Origin of the sequence: Mogibacterium neglectum (genome assembly GCF_030644205.1) — a bacterium.
Classification (GTDB): Bacteria; Bacillota; Clostridia; order Peptostreptococcales; family Anaerovoracaceae; genus Mogibacterium; species Mogibacterium neglectum.
In genome coordinates this window covers 1369068-1387350 of record NZ_CP128647.1, presented here as the reverse complement: position 1 = coordinate 1387350, position 18283 = coordinate 1369068, and the positions used below count along the sequence as shown (strand labels likewise).

Below are 18283 nucleotides of genomic sequence, written 5' to 3'. Positions count from 1 at the left end.
TTGGAATTTCAGTGGCTCTAGAAAGTGTTAGTGAAATAACACAAAAAAGTATGAAAAATTTGTTTAAATTATAAAAAACGGTGTTATAATACAGCATATTAAATTTCTAGACTTAATGTAAGCCTTGTGGTTAAAGGCTTATAGGATTTTTACATATGTGTTGTAAATTGTGAAATGCAATTCGCATATTCGCAAATAGGGGATTAAAGATGAGTGAGAATAAAATTTTAAAGAGAGCAAGGGAGCTCTTTGAAGAGGTTAGGATGCACTGTAGATGTCAATTATGTAAAGGGATATGCTCCAGTGATAAACGATAAAGAGCTCACATCTGTATCAAGGGCGGCAACTGCAGATACCATCGGTGAAGATAGGGTAATCGATTTAGATAGACCGATGAATTTCAGTGAGGACTTCAGTGCCTACTCAGATGTAAGTGGAAAGCCTGGCACATTTATGATTTTGAAAGCTGGGAATGCAGGGCATTATGCTCCGCTACATAATTCAGCAAGTACGTTAAACGAGGAGACAATTCCTTACGGTATGGCGGCTATGGTTGCTACAGCAATTAGGTATTTAAAAGAAAACTGCAATGCATAATATATTGCAGTGCATAAGAGTTTATAGAGCTGCTGAGCGGCTTTGTAATATAGGCAGTATAGTCAGGGGTTAGGGCTAACTGTCAAAATAGATTAATTCACAGGATGTTATTTTTTAGAAAACAGAAAGTACTAGAGAAACATGGTATTTTATAATGCACTATTGGCATTCGTGTTGATGGCTATCTGTTATGCCGTTGGTGAGTGGATTTCAACAGCTACCAAGGCTTGGGTACCATCCGTATTCGCATCCGCAATCCTATATCTACTTGGATACTGGACATTCTTCCCTAAGACAATAGGGACAGATTCTGGACTCGTTCCATTTGCAGCAACAGTAGCTATGATGCTGCTTATCGTACATATCGGTACAATCATCAGTGTTAAGCATCTGCTGGAGCAGTGGAAGACTATCGTTGTATGTCTAGCTGGCCTCGCAAGTATGGTGCTATTCAGCTGGTATCTTGCACCGCTGTTCATGGACAAAACTCTGATGATAGCTGGTCTCTACCTCCACTAACTGGTGGAATCGTTGCCGCTACAACTATGCAGATGGCTGCTCATGCAAAAGGCTTAGAGGTAGCTGCTACATTTGCGGTAACCATCTACTGTCTAAGCTTAGAAGCGGAGAAATTGTTCTCACAGAGGAACAGAAGGAAGCTAACAAGCAGATCGGAATGACGGTTGTAAACGATGATTCTAAGGTTAAGAAGCTTTTGCCAAGAGTTCCTGATAAGTACAATACACCAGTATTCATGCTTTGCAAGCTTGGTCTAGTTGCGTGGTTTGCATCGCTCGCAGGACAGCTTAAGTTCGGCAGTGTAGTAATTTCGCCAGCAATATGGGCGTTAGTATTCGGTGTAATCTTCTGTGCAGTTGGATTCCTGGATACAAATATTCTGAACAGAGCAAATTCATACTGGATTAGCATGTTCGCGCTTATGATGATTGTGTTCGACGGACTTAAGAACCTAACCCCAGCAATGCTTAAGTCAATCATAGGACCGATGGTTATACTCATCGTCATAGGTGTCATAGGTATGGCTGTATTCTCGTTCATCATTGCAAAAATATTCAAGATGTCGTTCTATCTTGCTTTTGCAAATGGATTGACAGCACTTTACGGATTCCCAGCAGATGCGATCATCTCTGAATCGACGTGCGAGGCTCTATCTGATGATCCAGACGAGGTTAACTACTTGATGAGCAAAATTTTCCCATCGATGATCATTGGTGGATTCACTACAGTAACTATCACTTCCGTATTCTTAGCTGGTATATTCGCTACACTTCTATAAGCGAATATAGGCTTAATTCGGAAAACAATATTCGGGTCGCAGAAAGCGGCCTGATATTATCTCAGGCTGTGAGAACATTAATAGGCTAGAAAAGGCCTGCCCGAGCACAATACTTATACAATAATCTTTTTTAACATATAGGGGGGTAATATCATGGGTATGAAAGAGGTTGCAGAAAAATATTCTGACTATCAAGTTGAGATGAGACGTTGGTTTCATAACAACGCCGAAGTGAGTGAAAAGGAATATGAGACAGCAAAGAAAATCAGAGAAGAGCTCGACAAGATGGGTGTTGAATGGGAACACTGCGGTCTTGAGACTTCGACTTTAGCAACAATCAAAGGTGCGAAGCCTGGCAAGACTGTACTGCTCAGAGGAGATATTGACGCCCTATCAGTAACCGAGGAGACAGGACTTCCTTTTGCATCGAAGACAAAGGGGGTCATGCATGCGTGTGGCCACGACTGTCACATCTCAATGCTTCTTACAGCAGCGCACATTTTAAATGATATGAAGGATGAGCTCTGCGGAACAGTAAAGCTCGCATGGCAGTCTTCTGAAGAAGTTGCAACTGGTGCTAAAGCCATGGTGGAAGATGGTGCGCTAGATGGTGTAGATGCATGCTTTGCGATGCATGTCTGGGGCAATGTGCCAGCTGGACATATCAGCTGTGATGCAGGTCCAAGAATGGGTGCTGCAAGGATGTTTGAAATCGATGTACAGGGTAGCTCCGGACACGGAGCTCAGCCAGATCTAGCTGTCGATGCTATCGTGGCTGGTTCTGCGATTGTCGGAAGTCTTCAGACTGTCGTTTCAAGAAAACTCGCTCCTGCTGAACCTGCAGTAGTAACAGTTGGAACATTTAATGCAGGTGAGAGATGGAATGTAATCGCCGGATCAGCCAAGCTTACAGGTACAACTAGATGCTTCAGCTATGATGTGTTCAATAAGTTCCCTGAGTACGTAGAGCAGGTTGCCACAGACACAGCTAAAGCTTATGGGTGCACAGCTGAGGTTAGGGATACGCTTCTTGTACCACCTACTGTCAATGATGAGGGCATGTCTGCACTTGCTAGAGCTGTAGCGCAGGACGTAATCGGGGAGGAAGCTCCTATACACGTTCCGCCAACTGCTGGAGGCGAAGACTTCGCTTACTTCATGGAAAAGGTTCCAGGATGTGTGCTACTGCTCGGTGTTGCAGATGAGGCTTCTGGCGCTTGCTACGTGCAGCATCACAGTAAGTTCACTGTATATGAACCTGAACTTATAAGAGGAGCTCAGATTTATGCTAAGGTAGCTATGGACTTTAACGCAGGCAGAGAAGTTTAGAATTTGATAGATCAATTAAAATCAAGTGCGGATTAGAATGATATTAGAGCCTTATAGCTCGTGAGTTATAGGGTGCTAATATAGAGTCTGATGAAAATACATAGAATAATTAATATCTAGTTGGTTATATTATAACCACAAAGCAAAAGCACTGCAGCCCGTAGGCTGCAGTGCTTTTCACATTATATAAAGTGGTGCGCCCGAGCGGATTCGAACCGCTGACCATTTCATTCGGAGTGAACTACTCTATCCCCTGAGCTACGGGCGCGCATAATCCGCAGTGTTGCGGATTATATCGTACGAATCGATATATCTAGCTTATGCCGTTCTGTGCATCGAGCTCCTCAGCATCAGGCATCGACTGCATCGCTTCTAGGACAATCTCGAACAATTCATTGAGCTCGATGCCCATCATATCGGCTCCACGCTTTATTACATCTCTATCGCAGCCTGCTGCAAACTTCTTGTCCTTGAATTTCTTCTTAACTGACTTAACATCCATATCCTTGCAGCTGCGAGACGGTCTGAGTAAAGTCGCTGCGCCGATGAGACCTGTGAGCTCATCTGAAGCAAATAGAAATTTTTCCATCTCGTGTGTCGGCTCGACATCTACGCAGATGCCGTAGCCGTGACTACATACTGCATGAACGAGCTCATCCGGTGTGTCGATCTCAGCGAGTAACTCAGGTGCTTTCTTGCAGTGCTCTTCCGGCCATTTCTCAAAATCAACATCGTGAAGCAGACCTGCTAGGCCCCAGAAATCCGGATCATAGCCCTGCTTTTCAGCATAATAACGCATCACTCCCTCTACTGTAACAGCATGGTGGAGATGAAACGGCTCTTCGTTATATTTTTTTACCAGCTCCCAAGCGGAGTCTCTATTGAAATTATCTGACATAATATCCCTCCAATCCAAAATCCCTAAAAAATAAAATATACTCACCAAGGTGTGATATAGCCATACATAATCCTCTGCGTTATACGGCTTTTACGTTAGCAAATATGTAGAATATTATAACAGAAAATGATATAATATGCGACATTGTAGTGTATAAAAACACACATATTAATTCTATAAAAACGCTGAAATTTAAGTATGTTGGATGATGACTGCGAGGCGCATTGGCGCTGTCCAAATACTTGGCTAGACGATACGAAAATAGGGGACTAAGATGGGAAATACATTATACCTGATAAGACATGGTGATACAGAGGGGACACTTAAGGATTTATTCTATGGAAGCACCGATCTGCCTCTTGCTGAGCAAGGTGTACAGCAGATTAAGACACTGTGTGATAAGGGTGCATATCCTGAAGCGGATGGTGCTAAACTCTATACATCTGGAATGCTGAGAACTGAGCAGACATTTGAGCACATATTCGGGGACAGAGATCACGAAATCATTTCCGATCTCAGAGAGGTTGGAGTTGGCATATTTGAGATGAAGACCATGGAAGAGGTTCTCCAGCATGACGAGGCCAGGGCTTGGCTTGAGGGAAAGAAGAAATACATGGACTTTCCTGAAGGAGAGACTAATGATGGATTTATTGAACGTGTAGCTCGCGGTCTTGAAGCATTAAAGGATGATGTAAAGTATTCCGATGTTATAGGAGTGTTCCATGGTGCTGTGATTTTTACATGTATGGAGATGATGTTTCCGTCGGTAAAGGAGAAGGCATGGCACTGGACTCCTAATCCTGCGAGCGGATACGCGGTCGATTTTGAGGATGGCAAGCCGGCTAGATATAGAGAAATAGGATGGAAAGATGGTTCTCTCGTGGTATGAGAGAGCTTTTTTCGTTGTTTCATCACTTATCTGCAGTTTAATGTAGTATAATTAATCGGATACACACAGATATAGGAGAGTGAATCAAGTTAAATGACACCATACGTTATAAGTATTGTGATTTTGCTCGTGCTATCGGGCATTTTTTCCGCAACTGAGACGGCGTTCACTTCGGTGAGCAAGATAAAGATGAAGAATCTAGCGAGCGATGACAATGAGAGTGCGAAGCTCGTGCTAGAGATAACGGAGAACTTCGACAAGTTTCTCACCACGATTTTGATAGGCAACAATATTGCCAACATCGCGACGACTTCTATAGCTACGGTTATGTTCATCAAGCTATATGGTCACTATGGTGCGACTATTTCCACCGTTGTTGTGACTGTCCTGGTCTTGGTGTTCGGGGAGATATCACCGAAGAATATCGCTAAGGATAAAGCAGAAGGCCTATCGCTATTTATGGCACCGGCCGTAAAGGTCATGATGTTTCTATTTACACCGCTTAACTGGGTGTTTGGTGTATGGAAGAAGCTAGTCGATAAAGTTTTCAAAATCTCATCTGAGCAGGTATACACAGAGGACGAACTCAAGACGATTGTCGAGGAAGCCAAGACAGGTGGTAGCATCGAAGAATCTCAGAGTGAGCTGATTACTAACGCAATCGAGTTTGCCGATTTAGAAGCGATAGACATAATCACACCTCGAATAGATATCATCGCTATCGAGCTCGGTACACCTAATGATGAGATAGCTAAGCTTTTCAAAGACACGGGCCTTTCGAGACTTCCGGTGTTCGAAGATGACCTTGACAACATAATCGGAATTCTCAATCAGAAGGATTTCCACAACTATGTCGTGGGAGAAGGTAAGAGCGTAAACCTATATGTAAAGCCAGTTGCATATGTAGCTGAATCGATTAAGGCATCGGTACTTCTCAAGAAGATGCAGGCAAAGGCAACCCACATGGCAATCATCGTCGATGAATACGGTGGTACCACAGGGCTCGTAACGATGGAGGATATCATCGAAGAGCTTGTCGGCAAGATCTATGATGAGCACGATACAGTTGAGATGAGAGAGGTCACAGACTTAATAGATGGTTCATATTCGGTGGCCGGAGGAACTAATGTCGAAAAATTCTTTGAACTTCAGGGTGAAGACATAGATATCGATGCGACGACGGTAAATGGATGGGCGATGATTGAACTCGACCGCATACCAAAGGTTGGAGATACATTCGAGTATGAATCTAAACACAAACTGTTCAAGGTTAGGGTTACAAGGGCGGATGCCAAGAGGGCGCTTAGACTCCATATTCGCGTCGAGGACAAGCCTCATGAAGACGAGGATGACAACTAGGGATGTTTATTTAAGACAATTCTTATTAAAATTCATATACAATGTATTATCGAGAAGGAAGGGAGCCACGTAAATGGGTTTAGTAGAAAAGATATTTGGAGACCTCAACAAGAGAGAGGTCAAGAAGATAGAAAAAATTGTAGATGTGATTGAATCCTACGATGAGCAGATGCAGAAGCTTACTGATGAAGAGCTTCGCGCTAAAACAGAGGAGTTTAAGAAGCGTCTAGGTACTATCAGAGAAGAAGGTGATGAAGGTCCTTTTGAGACTGTGGATGACATTTTGCCAGAGGCATTTGCCGTGTGCCGTGAAGGTGCGGTTAGAAGTCTAGGTATGAAGCATTTCCGCGTGCAGCTCATTGGTGGTGTGGTGCTGCATCAAGGAAGAATCGCTGAGATGAAAACTGGTGAAGGTAAGACGCTTGTGGCTACGCTCGCAGCATATCTGAATGCGCTTACTGGTAAGGGTGTTCATGTAGTCACCGTAAATGATTACCTCGCAAAGCGAGATGCTGACTGGATGGGAAAGCTATATACCTTCCTAGGACTTACAGTTGGTTGCGTTATCAATTCATTAGAAGGTGATGACCGCAAGGCTGCATATATGGCGGATATCACATATGGTACTAACAACGAGTTCGGTTTTGACTACCTCCGTGATAACATGGTTACTTATCAAGAGGAACTCACTCAGCGAGAACTTAATTTCGCCATAGTCGATGAGGTCGACTCGATTCTCGTCGATGAGGCGCGTACGCCACTCATCATCTCCGGCAAAGGTGTTGATTCAAGCGATATGTATCGCACGGCAAATGTATTCGTTAAGACGCTCATCCGCGACACCACAAGTGACGAGGAAGAGGGTGAGAACGGAGTGCATGGCGACTATACTGTGGATGAGAAGGATAAGCAGGTTGCTCTCAATGAGACCGGTATAAAGGCTGCTGAGGAATATTTTGGTATCGAGAACTTCTCAGATCCAGACAACATGGAGCTCAATCACTATGTAAATCAGGCGCTTCACGCCAATTACCTCATGAAACGAGACGTTGACTATATCGTCAAGGATGGTGAGATTCTCATCGTTGATGAGTTTACTGGACGTCTGATGTACGGTAGACGTTTCTCAAACGGATTGCATCAAGCAATCGAAGCCAAGGAAGGCGTATCTGTAAGGTCAGAGTCCAAGACTCTCGCTACTATTACGCTCCAAAACTACTTCCGTATGTACAAGAAGCTATCTGGTATGACGGGTACTGCCAAGACAGAGGAAGATGAATTTAGAGATATCTACAACATGGATGTAGTTGTCATTCCTACCAATAAGCCTATTGCGAGAACAGACTTAGATGATTCCGTGTATGCTCGTCAGACTGGCAAGTACAAAGCTATCGTCGATAGAGTTGCAGAAGCGCATGAGACAGGTCAGCCCGTTCTCGTAGGTACTATTTCTATTGAGATATCTGAGCTAATCAGTGAGATGCTCAAGAAGAAAGGCATAAAGCATAACGTGCTCAATGCTAAACACCATGAGAAGGAAGCTGAAATCGTAGCTGAAGCAGGCCGCAAGGGTGCCGTTACAATCGCTACCAATATGGCTGGTCGTGGTACAGATATCATACTTGGTGGAAATCCTGACTTTGAGGCTAGGCGTGAGATGAAGAAGCTGGAATACAGTCCTGAGCAGATTGCATTTGCAACAGGTTTTGAAAAATCTGATGACAAAGAACTCAATGGCGCTAGGGAGAAGTATCAGGAACTCTTGAAGCAGTTTACTGCTGAGAGAAAGGACGAGCAGGAGGAAGTAAGAGCGCTCGGTGGACTCTGCATCATCGGTACAGAGAGACACGAATCAAGACGTATCGATAACCAGTTGCGTGGACGTTCTGGACGACAGGGAGATCCTGGTGTTACACAGTTTTTCATTTCACTTGAAGATGACCTGATGAGACTCTTCGGTGGAGAGAAGATGCAGAGAATTGTCGAGACAGTTGGTCTTACCGAGGATGATGCGTTAGAAGCAAAGGTGCTTTCGAGAAGAATAGAAAACGCTCAGAAGAAAATCGAGGGCAAGAACTTCGGTATCCGTAAATACGTACTTCAGTATGATGACGTTATGAACAGACAGAGGACTCAGATATATGAGCAGCGCAAGATGGTGCTCGACGGTGAGAACCTACGCGACTATATAATGGGAATGGTGGAAGAGCTTGTAAATGGCATAGTTGCACCTATTACCATGGAGACTCGCTTCTCTGAGGACTGGGATATGGATGAGATTTTCTACGGCTGCGAGCAGATTACCCCTGCCTTTAAGGGCAGACTCAGCTACACAGATGAGGAACTGAGGAATCTCGATGAAGATAAGCTTCGCGATGACATCATGAATGTCTTTGAGGAAATATACCGTGAGAAGGAAGAGGAAGTTGGTATCGAGCATATGCGTGAAGTTGAGCGCATGATTATGCTCAGAGTTGTTGATAATCGCTGGATGGATCACATCGATGCGATGGAACAGCTCAAGAACGGAATTGGGCTTCGTGGATACGGACAACAGGACCCTGCAGTTGCTTATGCAAAAGAAGGTTTCGGCATGTTCGAGGAGATGATTGCGGATATCCGTGAGGAGACTGTAAAATACTGCTTCAATGTAACCGTTGAGACCCGAACTGAACGCCGTACAGTTTCAAGGGATGAGGTTGAACGCAAGGAAGAGTATTATGATGAGGATATAGCAGCTGCTCATGGGGGTGAACAGCAGTACCGTGATAACGGGGAGCATGTTCAGGAGCCAGTTCACCGTAACAGCCCTAAGATAGGTAGAAACGATCCGTGCCCTTGTGGATCCGGCAAGAAATACAAGAATTGCTGCGGAAAGTTCCAATAAGGGAATCCGTTATATTTGGCAAGATATTATGTGGGTTCTGCAGTAAGCAGGGCTATGGAGTTTAGCTCAATGGATGCGCGATGCTGCTTATTGCGGCTACGCGCATCTGTCATAGATGAGAGGATTTACTATGATTGAATTGGATGAGATAAGGCAGACATTACCAGGAGAACTAGCGAAGCTTAAGGAGATTGGAGACTATCTTTGACCCAGATGGTCTGAGAGGTAATATAGCGAATATGGAGCAGGAGATGCTTAAGCCCGGATTTTGGGATACACCTGATGATGCGCAGAAGCTGATGAAGAAGAAAAAGCATCTCGAAAGTGAGCTTGAGCATTATGAGGGATTGCTCAAGGGGTTTAGTGATATATCTGAGATGATTGACCTAGCAGAAGAGTACGAAGATTACTCTGAGGCCAAGAATATAATCAAGGAATACAATCGATTAGTCAAGGAGATGGAAGATCTCGAGCTAAGCAGACTTCTGACTGGTAAATATGATGATAAGGATACAATTCTAAGCATTCACGCTGGTACCGGTGGTGTTGATGCTATGGACTGGGCGGAGATGCTGATGAGAATGTATCTCAGATATGCTGATCAGCATGGATTTAAAACAGATGTAGTTGATATTCAAAACGATACGCTAGCTGGTATAAAGAGCTGCACAATTGTCATCAGCGGAATTAATGCATATGGATACCTCCGCAGTGAGGCGGGCGTGCATAGACTAGTGCGCATATCACCGTTTAACTCTGCTGGCAAGAGGCAGACTTCATTTGCAGCGGTTGAAGTCGTTCCAGACCTTGGGGATAGCGTTGAAGTCAATATTGACCCCAAGGATCTCAAGATAGATAAGTATAGGAGCTCAGGCGCTGGTGGTCAACATGTCAACACTACGGATTCCGCCATTCGCATAACGCACATTCCTACAAATATAGTTGTAACGTGCCAGAATGAACGCTCTCAGCTATATAACAGGGAGATGGCGATGAAGATATTGGCCTCGAGGCTTCAGCAGCTCGCCGAGGCAGAGCACAAGGAGAATCTCAATGAACTAAAAGGAGATATGAGTCAGGTGACTTGGGGTGCGCAGATTAGGTCATATGTATTTCAACCGTATACGATGGTCAAGGATCATAGAACTAATGCAGAGGTTGGCAATATAAATGCCGTAATGGACGGGGCACTTGACGAATTTATCAAGGCAAAGCTCACCCAGGAAGCGAAGGAGAGAAGCATATAATGAAGAAATACATAGTGTTTGATTTCGATGGAACACTCCTAGATACGGATCAGCTGATTATCGATTCATGGCAGGCTGCTTTTAGAAGATTTAAAGGCGAGGAAGCGGATGAAAACCTTATACTTTCCACCTTTGGGGAGACTGTATCTAATACGACTAAAGAGCTTTTTGCAGATGAAGATCCAGAAGAAGTTTTAGCGGTATACCGAAGATATCAGACGGAGCACAGTAAGGGTGCCTATAAATTATACTCTGGTATAGCGGAGCTTCTAGGTGGGCTTAAAAGACGTGGCTACTCGCTATCCATAGTTACCTCAAGGCTTAGGCATACAGCAATACAGTATATAGGGGAGATGGGCATCAAGGATAAATTCGATGTTATCATCACAGCAGATGACGTAATCGAACATAAGCCGGAGCCGGGACCACTTCTTGAAGCACTGAGACAGCTAGGCGCAAAGCGAGAAGAAACTATAATGTTAGGCGATACGCGATTTGATATTGGTTGTTGCATCAATGCTGGTGTAGACAGCATACTGGTATGCTGGGGTCGCAGGGGCGGAAATGTTCCTCTAGGCGGGATAGAGCCTATGTACAGAATAAACAAACCTGAGGAGCTGTTTGACATAATCGAGGGATAAGATGCTGAACCTATTTATGGCACGGGAGTGCATGAACAAGGAAAAGTTTATATACGAGAATATTAAAGGCAGGACGTATGTATTGGTTCCGAACCAGTACACTCTTGTTGCGGAAGAGCAGGCTCTAAAATATACGGGTAGCGCCTGTCTTCTTGATATTGAAATTCTCTCCTTGAATAGATTAGGTCAGAGGATAATGGCAGAGCACGGCAAGGAGAATATCGAGATTCTCGATAAGTATGGTAGACATATGCTCCTGTACAAGATTATAAAGTCGCACAAAGATGATCTTGAAGTATTTAAATCGGCGGCTGATCAGAGCGGATTCATAGATATGGTCAACGACTTCATCGCCGACTTCAAGCAGCAAGACTTCTCTCTAGATGAACTCGGATCTATAATCGATAAAGATAATCACAGCGAGCTGCTTGCACATAAGATGCGCGAGTTGATGCTGATAATTGATGAATATGAGTCGGAACTAGAGGGGCGATACATAGATTCTGAAGATTACATTTCGATGTACGTCTCGTTGATTAGGGAATCGACTCTATTTGATAATCATTCGGTGTGGGTTTACGGATTTGATACGCTTGCTCCTAAGTCTATGGATGCACTCATTGAGATGGCAAAGCGTGTAGATGTAAACATTATGGTCAATATCAGTGACTTTGACCTTGGCACAATCTTGATATCAGCGCTGACCACTAGGGCAACTGCCGCAGGTGTTGCCGTATCGAAAGAATATGTGTCTGACGAATATAGAGTATACGGCAGAGAGACACTCGATTATCTGGAAGAGAATCTGTTTAGGACTATCTTGAGCTCGGGAGAATCTGCACTGAATATGCCGGATGAAGACACGATAAATGATGAAGTTAGGCTTACTCAGTGCGCAAATCCTTTCTACGAGGCGGAGAGTGCAGCTTCATATATTTATGAGCTGATTCGCGATAAAGGATATCGGATGAATGACATCGCAGTAATCTGTAATGACGATTCATCTAGGCAACCTATAATACGCAGAACTTTTGAAGAGTATGGAATTCCTCTTTTTGTCGATTCCAGAAGGACGATTACTGATTCTATGGCTGCTAGATTTATCGTGAGTCTTCTAGAGTTTGTTCTGCAAGGGTATAGGACTTCAGCTCTGTTCGTAATGCTCAAGACTGAACTGACGAGCATAAGTAGAGACGACATCGAGATGCTGGAGAATTATGCACGTAATTATAAGATACGTGGTACCATGTGGACTAGAGAGTTTAAATATGGGCATTTTGACTATACTGACGAGGAATTTGAGAGGCTTGAGAGCACGAGAAGATACATAATAGAACAAGTTGCGAAGCTGCGCGATATAGCGGAAAGCTCTGGAACAGTTTCTGAATTAGTGTTTAATTTGATAAAAATTTTGGAAGAGGAATGGGATCTACCAGGCAGACTTCAGAATGTATCTCAAGCTCAAGCTGAAGAGGGATATAACGAAGAGGCGCAGAATACTGCCCAGAGCTATGAGGCGTGTGTCAATATTCTGGAGCAAATCGCTTCTATTTTGGGAGATGAGATATTTGATAAAACGAAGTCTGGAGAGATAATACAGCTGTACAAAAAGGGACTTGAATCCGTTGATATCGGGATTATTCCACCGGCGCTAGACGGAATAATTATGGGATCTATGATCAGAACAAGACCAGGACCACTTAAGGCGATGGTTGTACTTGCAGCGAATGAAGGCGTGCTTCCTATGGAACCTGCTTCAGACGGGATATTCTCTGTAGATGAAAAGGAGTTTTTTAAGGAGCATGATTTTCCTATTGGGCATCTTGATGAACTGAAGATGGCTGAAGAAAATGTGGCTATGTATAGACTAATTTCAAAGCCGTATGAAAGATTATATATGAGCTGGTCGCTTTCTGACTCAGAAGGGCAGGACTCCAAACCTTCTTCACTGGTTGATGCGTTCAGAACGGCTTTGCCAACAATCAAGATACATAAAGATGTAATATCAAGCGGATTAGATATGAATGTCATAAATAATCCAAAGACAGCTATGCGCCACCTTCTTAACCATCTTAAGGGTAGGAGGTCTCAAGAACACGTGGCGGATGAGAATAAAGCTAAGTTGATTACCAATTCGATAATTGCTTGGTATAGAAATAATGAACCGGAGATATTTGATACCGCTATGAAGGCAGCTAGGGACGATAACTCCGCGGAGTCTATTTCTAGTGCTATGGCGGAGAAGCTGTTCTCAAGAGGAAATGGTGAGTTTTCATTCTCGCCGACTAGAATCGAGAGCTTTAATCACTGCCCATTCAAGCATTTTGTGTCATATGGTTTAAGACCTAGAGAAGATCGTGAATTTATCGGCTCTTCTCGTGAGATAGGAGACATATACCACGAATGCATTATGAAGGTTTCCAAGAAACTTGAAACTGAGGGACTATGGGGTAAAATTACCGATGATGAATTGGAGAATCTTGTAAGCGACACCCTGACAGAAATCGCCGGAGACTATCGCGATGGCCTCTTTACCTCCGATGGTCGTGAACAGTATAGACTTGAGAGAGTCGCAAAAGTGTGCGCGCGCGTAGCGGGGAATCTCGCAGAACAGATGAGAATGGGTAAGGTCAAGTTGTCCTATTTTGAAGAGGAATTTAAGAGAGGTAAGCTTTTTGCTCCTATTGAACTCGAGATTGATGGTAAGAAAATTTTTATAGAGGGAAAAATCGATAGGGTCGATGTGTTTGAAGGCGGCGATATAAGAATAATCGACTACAAGACTGGCTCCGATAAGGTTGATATAGAACAGATGAGGTGTGGATACAAGATGCAGCTCATGGTGTACATGCAGGGCGCTAAGTCTGAGGAAAGGAAGCCTGCCGGGGTGTTCTACTACAATATCAAGGACGTTTCGGTGAATGTAGAAGGCTCGAAGGATGCTTCGGAGGTGGTGGATAACGAGCTCAAGAAAGGCTTGATTTTAAATGGGTTATGTGTCGATGAAAAGGATGTCATTGACGAGATGCCAAGTTCACTGCTCGGCAATAAGAAGATGATTATAGCGAGAGATTTATTCGAGAGCATAGAACAGGATGTATGCCAGTCGATTCACGATATCAGTGAGCAGATTGTAGCTGGAGATGTGAGCATATCTCCGACAAAAAAACGCACTGCAAGTGACACCAAAGGAGAATGCACATACTGTAGATACAGTTCAATCTGCAGATTTGATGTAACATATAGAGGAAACAAGTATAGGGAAGTAAATGGGTAAATTAAAGATAGCATCTATCGGAAGCAGCAGCTCTGGTAATGCGTATATCGTTTCAGATGGAAAAACGAGGTTGCTACTTGATGTTGGTCTCACAGCAAAGCGAATCAAGGAAGGGCTTGCTGAGTGCATGCTGAGCGCGGAAGATATCCAGGGGGTGTTCGTTACGCATGAACACACTGATCATGTCAAAAGCATAAGAGCCATCGCAAAAGCTTGTATTTATGCGAAAGTCTACACATCTCGAGGAACGATATATAACTGTGATAAGTTTGAATATGTAAAACCAGAGCAGCTAACACGCATAGCTGCACAGGATATGGTAAGAATTGGAGATATATGCATTAAGGCTTTTTCGCTTTCTCATGATGCCAGCGAACCAGTAGGCTTTAGCTTTATCGAAGATGGAGAGCAGCTTTCAGTTGCAACTGATACAGGTATAGTTACAGATGAGATTACTGAAGAACTTACTCGCGCAGATGCTATAGTGTTCGAAGCAAATCATGAGGAGAGTATCCTGCAGATGGGGGATTATCCGTATTCATTAAAGCAACGTATACTCGGAGAATATGGACATCTTTCAAATGTGACAAGCGGAATTGCACTCACTAGGGGGTTGCTTGCGAGAAAAGAATCAGGACTCGTAAGTTCAGAGCAGCGAATAATGCTCGCGCATTTGAGCACCCACAACAACACCCCGGATACGGCATTGCTAACTGTTAAGAACATTTTGCATGAAAATAATCTGCGCCAAGGAAATGATTTTACGCTCAAGGTAGCGGACAAGGACAAGTTAACGACAATGTAGCTATTTGATATTCTGATCATAGGAAGTTATATGAAAGTAAGAATAATTTGTATAGGAAAGCTAAAAGAAAAGTACTGGACTGCAGCTGCAGCAGAGTATAGCAAGCGAATATCAGGATATGCGAATATTGAGATTGTAGAACTCAAGGAGAGTAAGCTTCCTGCAAACCCATCTCCAACTGATGAGGATGCAGTGCTCATTCGCGAGGGACAGAACATCCTTGGCAGGATAAAGGAAGATGACTATGTGATTGCTATGGAGGTGGAAGGTGAACAGCTTGATTCTGTGGAGCTAGCTAAAAAAATTCAGTGTACGTTTGACACCAAGTCTTCTACTGTTGACTTCATCATCGGTGGTAGCCTTGGGCTCTCAGATAAAGTAAAAAAAAGAGCGAACTACGGATTATCATTTTCAAAGCTTACATTCCCTCATCAGATGGCAAGAATCATGCTTCTTGAACAGATATATCGAGCTTTTAAGATTAATAGTGGTGAGACTTACCACAAGTGAGTTTTCTGGTCGAGAGATTGTATCTAATAACAAAATCAATGTAATATGTAATAATGTAATTAACGCAGAAATAAATTACCATACAAGAAGACCTCCGTTTAAGCGGAGGTCTTCTTGTACTTTTTACTTTATACTTTGCGAACATTATGATGGATAGGGATGTCTCATAATGTCGTAAACTAATTTATCTAGCCAGCTGTGGCTTCTTTATCAAAGGGGCTACTGCCGGGATGACTATGCTGGTGAGAATAAGAATTCCACCAATCATACCAGTGGTACCTAGTCTCTCGCCTAGAAATGTATATCCGAGTATCGCAGTGACAAGCGGATTGAATGCGCAAAATAGCCCTGATATAGATGCAGATAATTTGCTCTGTGCAACCGGTTGAAGTGTGAAACCAAAGCAGGTGCACACTATTGCTAGAAATATTATCACTCCCCATGCTTTAGGTACAACAGGAAAGCTTGGCCCTTCGACAATCATAGCCAGAATAAATGATGAAGCGCCTATAAATGCAACCTGGACTATTCCAAGCATGAACGGATCATCGCGCTTAGAGAATCTATCGGTAGCGACCACTGCACATGTGTACACTAGTGCGCTGAGTATGCACATGAATTCTCCGAAAGTGAGTCCTATATGACCATCCTTAAGCGTTAGAAATCCAACGCCAGACAGTGCAACCAAAGCACTTAGAATTGAGGATGGACTAGGAACTCTTCTAACTAACAGTGCATCCGCTAATGGAACGAATATAATCGCTGTATTCTCTAGAAATGATGTAGTCGAAGAATTTGTTAACTTGAGTCCGATCAATTCAGTAGTCATCGTCAGCAAGAAGAAAAAACCAATTATCGAACCGTGGATAATAAGTTGTTTGTCTACTTTCTTAATATCTTTACGGAATATAATGAGTAAGATAATAGCAGCAAGTGGGAAGCGGTAGCCGTTCAATGTGAGCGGCCCCATATATGATAAACCCGTTGTTGCAAATAAGAGCGAGGTTGCACGCAGTGAAATTACTGTAAACAGCAGTATCATCGCACGGTTTTTTCTCTTTGTATCCACTTCGGATCCCCACTTTCTTTATGTAAACTGATGTGATTAAATTATAATAAAAAATCTATTTTGATAATATCGCTAAATAATCAAGTTTATTGTGATAAAATATCATAGCGTGACTGAGTCTTTAAAGAAGTTATGACTTTAAGATTGAAATGAGGAGATAAAATGGAAGTAGAGAAAGTTAAAGCACTTCTTCGTGCCATTGAGCTAGGGAACATGTCCTCGGCGGCTATGGAGCTCGGATACACTCCTTCAGGCATCAGCCGTATGATGGCATCATTGGAGGAAGAGACAGGGATGCGCCTTATAAATAGAAATAGAAATGGCATCTCTCCAACGCAAGAGTGCAAGCAGATTCTGCCTAGCTTCGTATCTCTAGCTAACTCTGCCAATCATTTGGAGCAAAAAATTGCAGAAATTAGTGGTGTTATAACAGGTGAGGTTCGTGTCGCTACAGCATACTCTACATATTACAAATTCCTTACAGATCTGATCAAGGAGTTTTGTGCAGAGTATCCCGGTATTGCGGTTGACGTTACAGCAGGAAGGAGCTCTGCTCTTATGGCTGAACTTGAACGTGATGAACTAGACTTTTGTCTTATAAGCTACCGCGAGGGAACTTGCGAATGGATACATCTCATAGACGACCCATTTTATATTTGGGTACCAGATAACCATCCTGCAGTTGCCGAGGGTGTTTATGATCTACATAGGATATACGATGATAGTTATATAGATTTATATCCTGGCAGAGAGAGTGACGGCTCTTTGATGTTCAAGTCGTATGATATCAATCCCACTATTAGGTACAAAACCTCAGATGCTTTCGCCGCATATTCAATGGTTGAAGCAGGATTAGGGGTCACTACTGTTAATGGTGTTTCAATAAATCAGTGGCATGGAAAAGTCACGGCACTACCAATTTCGCCGAGTTACAATGTACAGATAGGTATTGCAGTGCCTGAAGCTGAAAGAATTTCACCTGCTGCTAAAAAATTTAGGGATTTTGCACTTGTTTTTTTTGAAGAACATAAACAGCAGATGATGGAAAATATTAATGATAATGATAAAAAATAGTTTAATTTATATGCATACAATATATATAACTAAATGCTATATATGGCATAATGATAAAATATGGAGGTGTTCGGATGAATAAGAAACATAATAAAGCTGGTAATACAGTAGATGAGCATAATTTAGAGCATGCATTTAAGGCAGATAGACCACACAGAAATCGTAAGGAAAAAATGGCGAGAATTATGGCTATAGTGATGATCGTACTTATGGTAGGGTTTTCGTTTATAACCGCTGGTATATTTCTTTTAGATTAGAAAATAATTAAATAGATAAAAATTTGTGTAAAAACAGGTTGCATTATATTCCATGACAAGGCTTTGACAAGTCGAAGCCTTGTTTTTTTGCGATTTGCTGGTTTGTAAAGAATTTTAATGAGTGATATAATTCAAACTAAATCACGT

16 protein-coding genes and 1 tRNA gene are annotated in these 18283 nt (G+C 42.9%); 14 read left to right on the top strand and 3 right to left on the bottom strand.

Annotation, left to right across the window (positions count from 1 at the left end; translation table 11 throughout):
* Positions 1 to 249: 249 nt before the first annotated feature.
* The 4 genes from QU661_RS06435 to QU661_RS06420 all read left to right on the top strand — a co-directional run bounded on the left by QU661_RS06435 (position 250) and on the right by QU661_RS06420 (position 3223).
* Positions 250 to 597, top strand: a complete 348-nt coding sequence (locus QU661_RS06435) for a M20/M25/M40 family metallo-hydrolase (protein ID WP_304989428.1) — start codon at positions 250 to 252, stop codon at positions 595 to 597.
* Positions 598 to 738: 141 nt separating this feature from the next.
* On the top strand, positions 739 to 1116 hold the full coding sequence (locus tag QU661_RS06430) for a hypothetical protein (RefSeq protein ID WP_304989427.1): 378 nt from the start codon (positions 739 to 741) through the stop codon (positions 1114 to 1116).
* 157 nt (positions 1117 to 1273) lie between these two features.
* Entirely contained in the window at positions 1274 to 1894 is a 621-nt protein-coding gene (locus QU661_RS06425; RefSeq protein WP_304989426.1) for a hypothetical protein, read from the top strand.
* A 153-nt stretch (positions 1895 to 2047) separates the two neighbouring features.
* On the top strand, positions 2048 to 3223 hold the full coding sequence (locus QU661_RS06420) for a M20 metallopeptidase family protein (RefSeq protein ID WP_304989425.1): 1176 nt from the start codon (positions 2048 to 2050) through the stop codon (positions 3221 to 3223).
* A 192-nt stretch (positions 3224 to 3415) separates the two neighbouring features.
* Here the strand turns inward: QU661_RS06420 and QU661_RS06415 are convergent.
* Positions 3416 to 3491: transfer RNA gene (locus QU661_RS06415), tRNA-Arg, on the bottom strand.
* 45 nt (positions 3492 to 3536) lie between these two features.
* Entirely contained in the window at positions 3537 to 4121 is a 585-nt protein-coding gene (locus QU661_RS06410; protein ID WP_304989424.1) for a hydrolase, read from the bottom strand.
* A gap of 274 nt (positions 4122 to 4395) precedes the next feature.
* Between QU661_RS06410 and QU661_RS06405 the strand changes: the two genes are divergently transcribed.
* From QU661_RS06405 to rlmH, 8 genes are all read left to right on the top strand, one after another.
* Positions 4396 to 5010 carry a histidine phosphatase family protein gene (locus QU661_RS06405; RefSeq protein WP_304989423.1) on the top strand — a complete coding sequence of 205 codons (615 nt, stop codon included), beginning with the start codon at positions 4396 to 4398 and terminating at the stop codon, positions 5008 to 5010.
* 93 nt (positions 5011 to 5103) lie between these two features.
* Positions 5104 to 6369 carry a hemolysin family protein gene (locus QU661_RS06400; protein ID WP_304989422.1) on the top strand — a complete coding sequence of 422 codons (1266 nt, stop codon included), beginning with the start codon at positions 5104 to 5106 and terminating at the stop codon, positions 6367 to 6369.
* Positions 6370 to 6442: 73 nt separating this feature from the next.
* Positions 6443 to 9256: a preprotein translocase subunit SecA gene (gene secA / locus QU661_RS06395; RefSeq protein WP_304989421.1), complete on the top strand. Its 2814-nt coding sequence runs from the start codon at positions 6443 to 6445 to the stop codon at positions 9254 to 9256.
* A 130-nt stretch (positions 9257 to 9386) separates the two neighbouring features.
* Positions 9387 to 10503 (top strand): peptide chain release factor 2 gene (gene prfB, locus QU661_RS06390; protein WP_304989420.1). Its coding sequence is split into 2 segments (ribosomal slippage): positions 9387 to 9452 and positions 9454 to 10503, totalling 1116 coding nucleotides; the frame shifts between segments, so codons are not numbered across the junction.
* Entirely contained in the window at positions 10503 to 11144 is a 642-nt protein-coding gene (locus tag QU661_RS06385) for an HAD family hydrolase (RefSeq protein WP_304989419.1), read from the top strand. The genes prfB and QU661_RS06385 overlap by 1 nt, the downstream gene beginning before the upstream one ends.
* A 1-nt stretch (position 11145) precedes the next feature.
* Positions 11146 to 14421: a PD-(D/E)XK nuclease family protein gene (locus QU661_RS06380; RefSeq protein WP_304989418.1), complete on the top strand. Its 3276-nt coding sequence runs from the start codon at positions 11146 to 11148 to the stop codon at positions 14419 to 14421.
* On the top strand, positions 14414 to 15226 hold the full coding sequence (locus QU661_RS06375) for an MBL fold metallo-hydrolase (RefSeq protein WP_304989417.1): 813 nt from the start codon (positions 14414 to 14416) through the stop codon (positions 15224 to 15226). The genes QU661_RS06380 and QU661_RS06375 overlap by 8 nt, the downstream gene beginning before the upstream one ends.
* Before the next feature lie 30 nt (positions 15227 to 15256).
* Positions 15257 to 15736 carry a 23S rRNA (pseudouridine(1915)-N(3))-methyltransferase RlmH gene (gene rlmH / locus QU661_RS06370; protein ID WP_304989416.1) on the top strand — a complete coding sequence of 160 codons (480 nt, stop codon included), beginning with the start codon at positions 15257 to 15259 and terminating at the stop codon, positions 15734 to 15736.
* A 184-nt stretch (positions 15737 to 15920) separates the two neighbouring features.
* Here rlmH and QU661_RS06365 read toward each other — a convergent pair whose 3' ends face one another.
* Positions 15921 to 16805 (bottom strand): DMT family transporter, encoded by an 885-nt coding sequence (locus tag QU661_RS06365; protein WP_304989415.1) that lies wholly within the window; start codon positions 16803 to 16805, stop codon positions 15921 to 15923.
* A 162-nt stretch (positions 16806 to 16967) separates the two neighbouring features.
* Between QU661_RS06365 and QU661_RS06360 the strand changes: the two genes are divergently transcribed.
* Together QU661_RS06360 and QU661_RS06355 are read left to right on the top strand one after the other, a co-directional pair.
* The gene (locus QU661_RS06360) at positions 16968 to 17879 is read left to right on the top strand and encodes a LysR family transcriptional regulator (RefSeq protein WP_304989414.1); all 912 of its coding nucleotides are present in this window, start codon (positions 16968 to 16970) and stop codon (positions 17877 to 17879) included.
* Positions 17880 to 17953: 74 nt separating this feature from the next.
* Positions 17954 to 18136: a hypothetical protein gene (locus QU661_RS06355; protein WP_304989413.1), complete on the top strand. Its 183-nt coding sequence runs from the start codon at positions 17954 to 17956 to the stop codon at positions 18134 to 18136.
* The last annotated feature ends 147 nt before the right edge of the window (positions 18137 to 18283 follow it).

What these genes read in the sequence shown, in the direction of transcription:
- QU661_RS06430 (WP_304989427.1), top strand. Translation starts at nt 739, where the DNA reads ATGGTATTTTATAATGCACTATTGGCATTCGTGTTGATGGCTATCTGT.
- QU661_RS06425 (WP_304989426.1), top strand. Translation starts at nt 1,274, where the DNA reads ATGACGGTTGTAAACGATGATTCTAAGGTTAAGAAGCTTTTGCCAAGA.
- QU661_RS06420 (WP_304989425.1), top strand. Translation starts at nt 2,048, where the DNA reads ATGGGTATGAAAGAGGTTGCAGAAAAATATTCTGACTATCAAGTTGAG.
- QU661_RS06410 (WP_304989424.1), bottom strand. Translation starts at nt 4,121, where the DNA reads ATGTCAGATAATTTCAATAGAGACTCCGCTTGGGAGCTGGTAAAAAAA.
- QU661_RS06405 (WP_304989423.1), top strand. Translation starts at nt 4,396, where the DNA reads ATGGGAAATACATTATACCTGATAAGACATGGTGATACAGAGGGGACA.
- QU661_RS06400 (WP_304989422.1), top strand. Translation starts at nt 5,104, where the DNA reads ATGACACCATACGTTATAAGTATTGTGATTTTGCTCGTGCTATCGGGC.
- secA (WP_304989421.1), top strand. Translation starts at nt 6,443, where the DNA reads ATGGGTTTAGTAGAAAAGATATTTGGAGACCTCAACAAGAGAGAGGTC.
- QU661_RS06385 (WP_304989419.1), top strand. Translation starts at nt 10,503, where the DNA reads ATGAAGAAATACATAGTGTTTGATTTCGATGGAACACTCCTAGATACG.
- QU661_RS06380 (WP_304989418.1), top strand. Translation starts at nt 11,146, where the DNA reads ATGCTGAACCTATTTATGGCACGGGAGTGCATGAACAAGGAAAAGTTT.
- QU661_RS06375 (WP_304989417.1), top strand. Translation starts at nt 14,414, where the DNA reads ATGGGTAAATTAAAGATAGCATCTATCGGAAGCAGCAGCTCTGGTAAT.
- rlmH (WP_304989416.1), top strand. Translation starts at nt 15,257, where the DNA reads ATGAAAGTAAGAATAATTTGTATAGGAAAGCTAAAAGAAAAGTACTGG.
- QU661_RS06360 (WP_304989414.1), top strand. Translation starts at nt 16,968, where the DNA reads ATGGAAGTAGAGAAAGTTAAAGCACTTCTTCGTGCCATTGAGCTAGGG.
- QU661_RS06355 (WP_304989413.1), top strand. Translation starts at nt 17,954, where the DNA reads ATGAATAAGAAACATAATAAAGCTGGTAATACAGTAGATGAGCATAAT.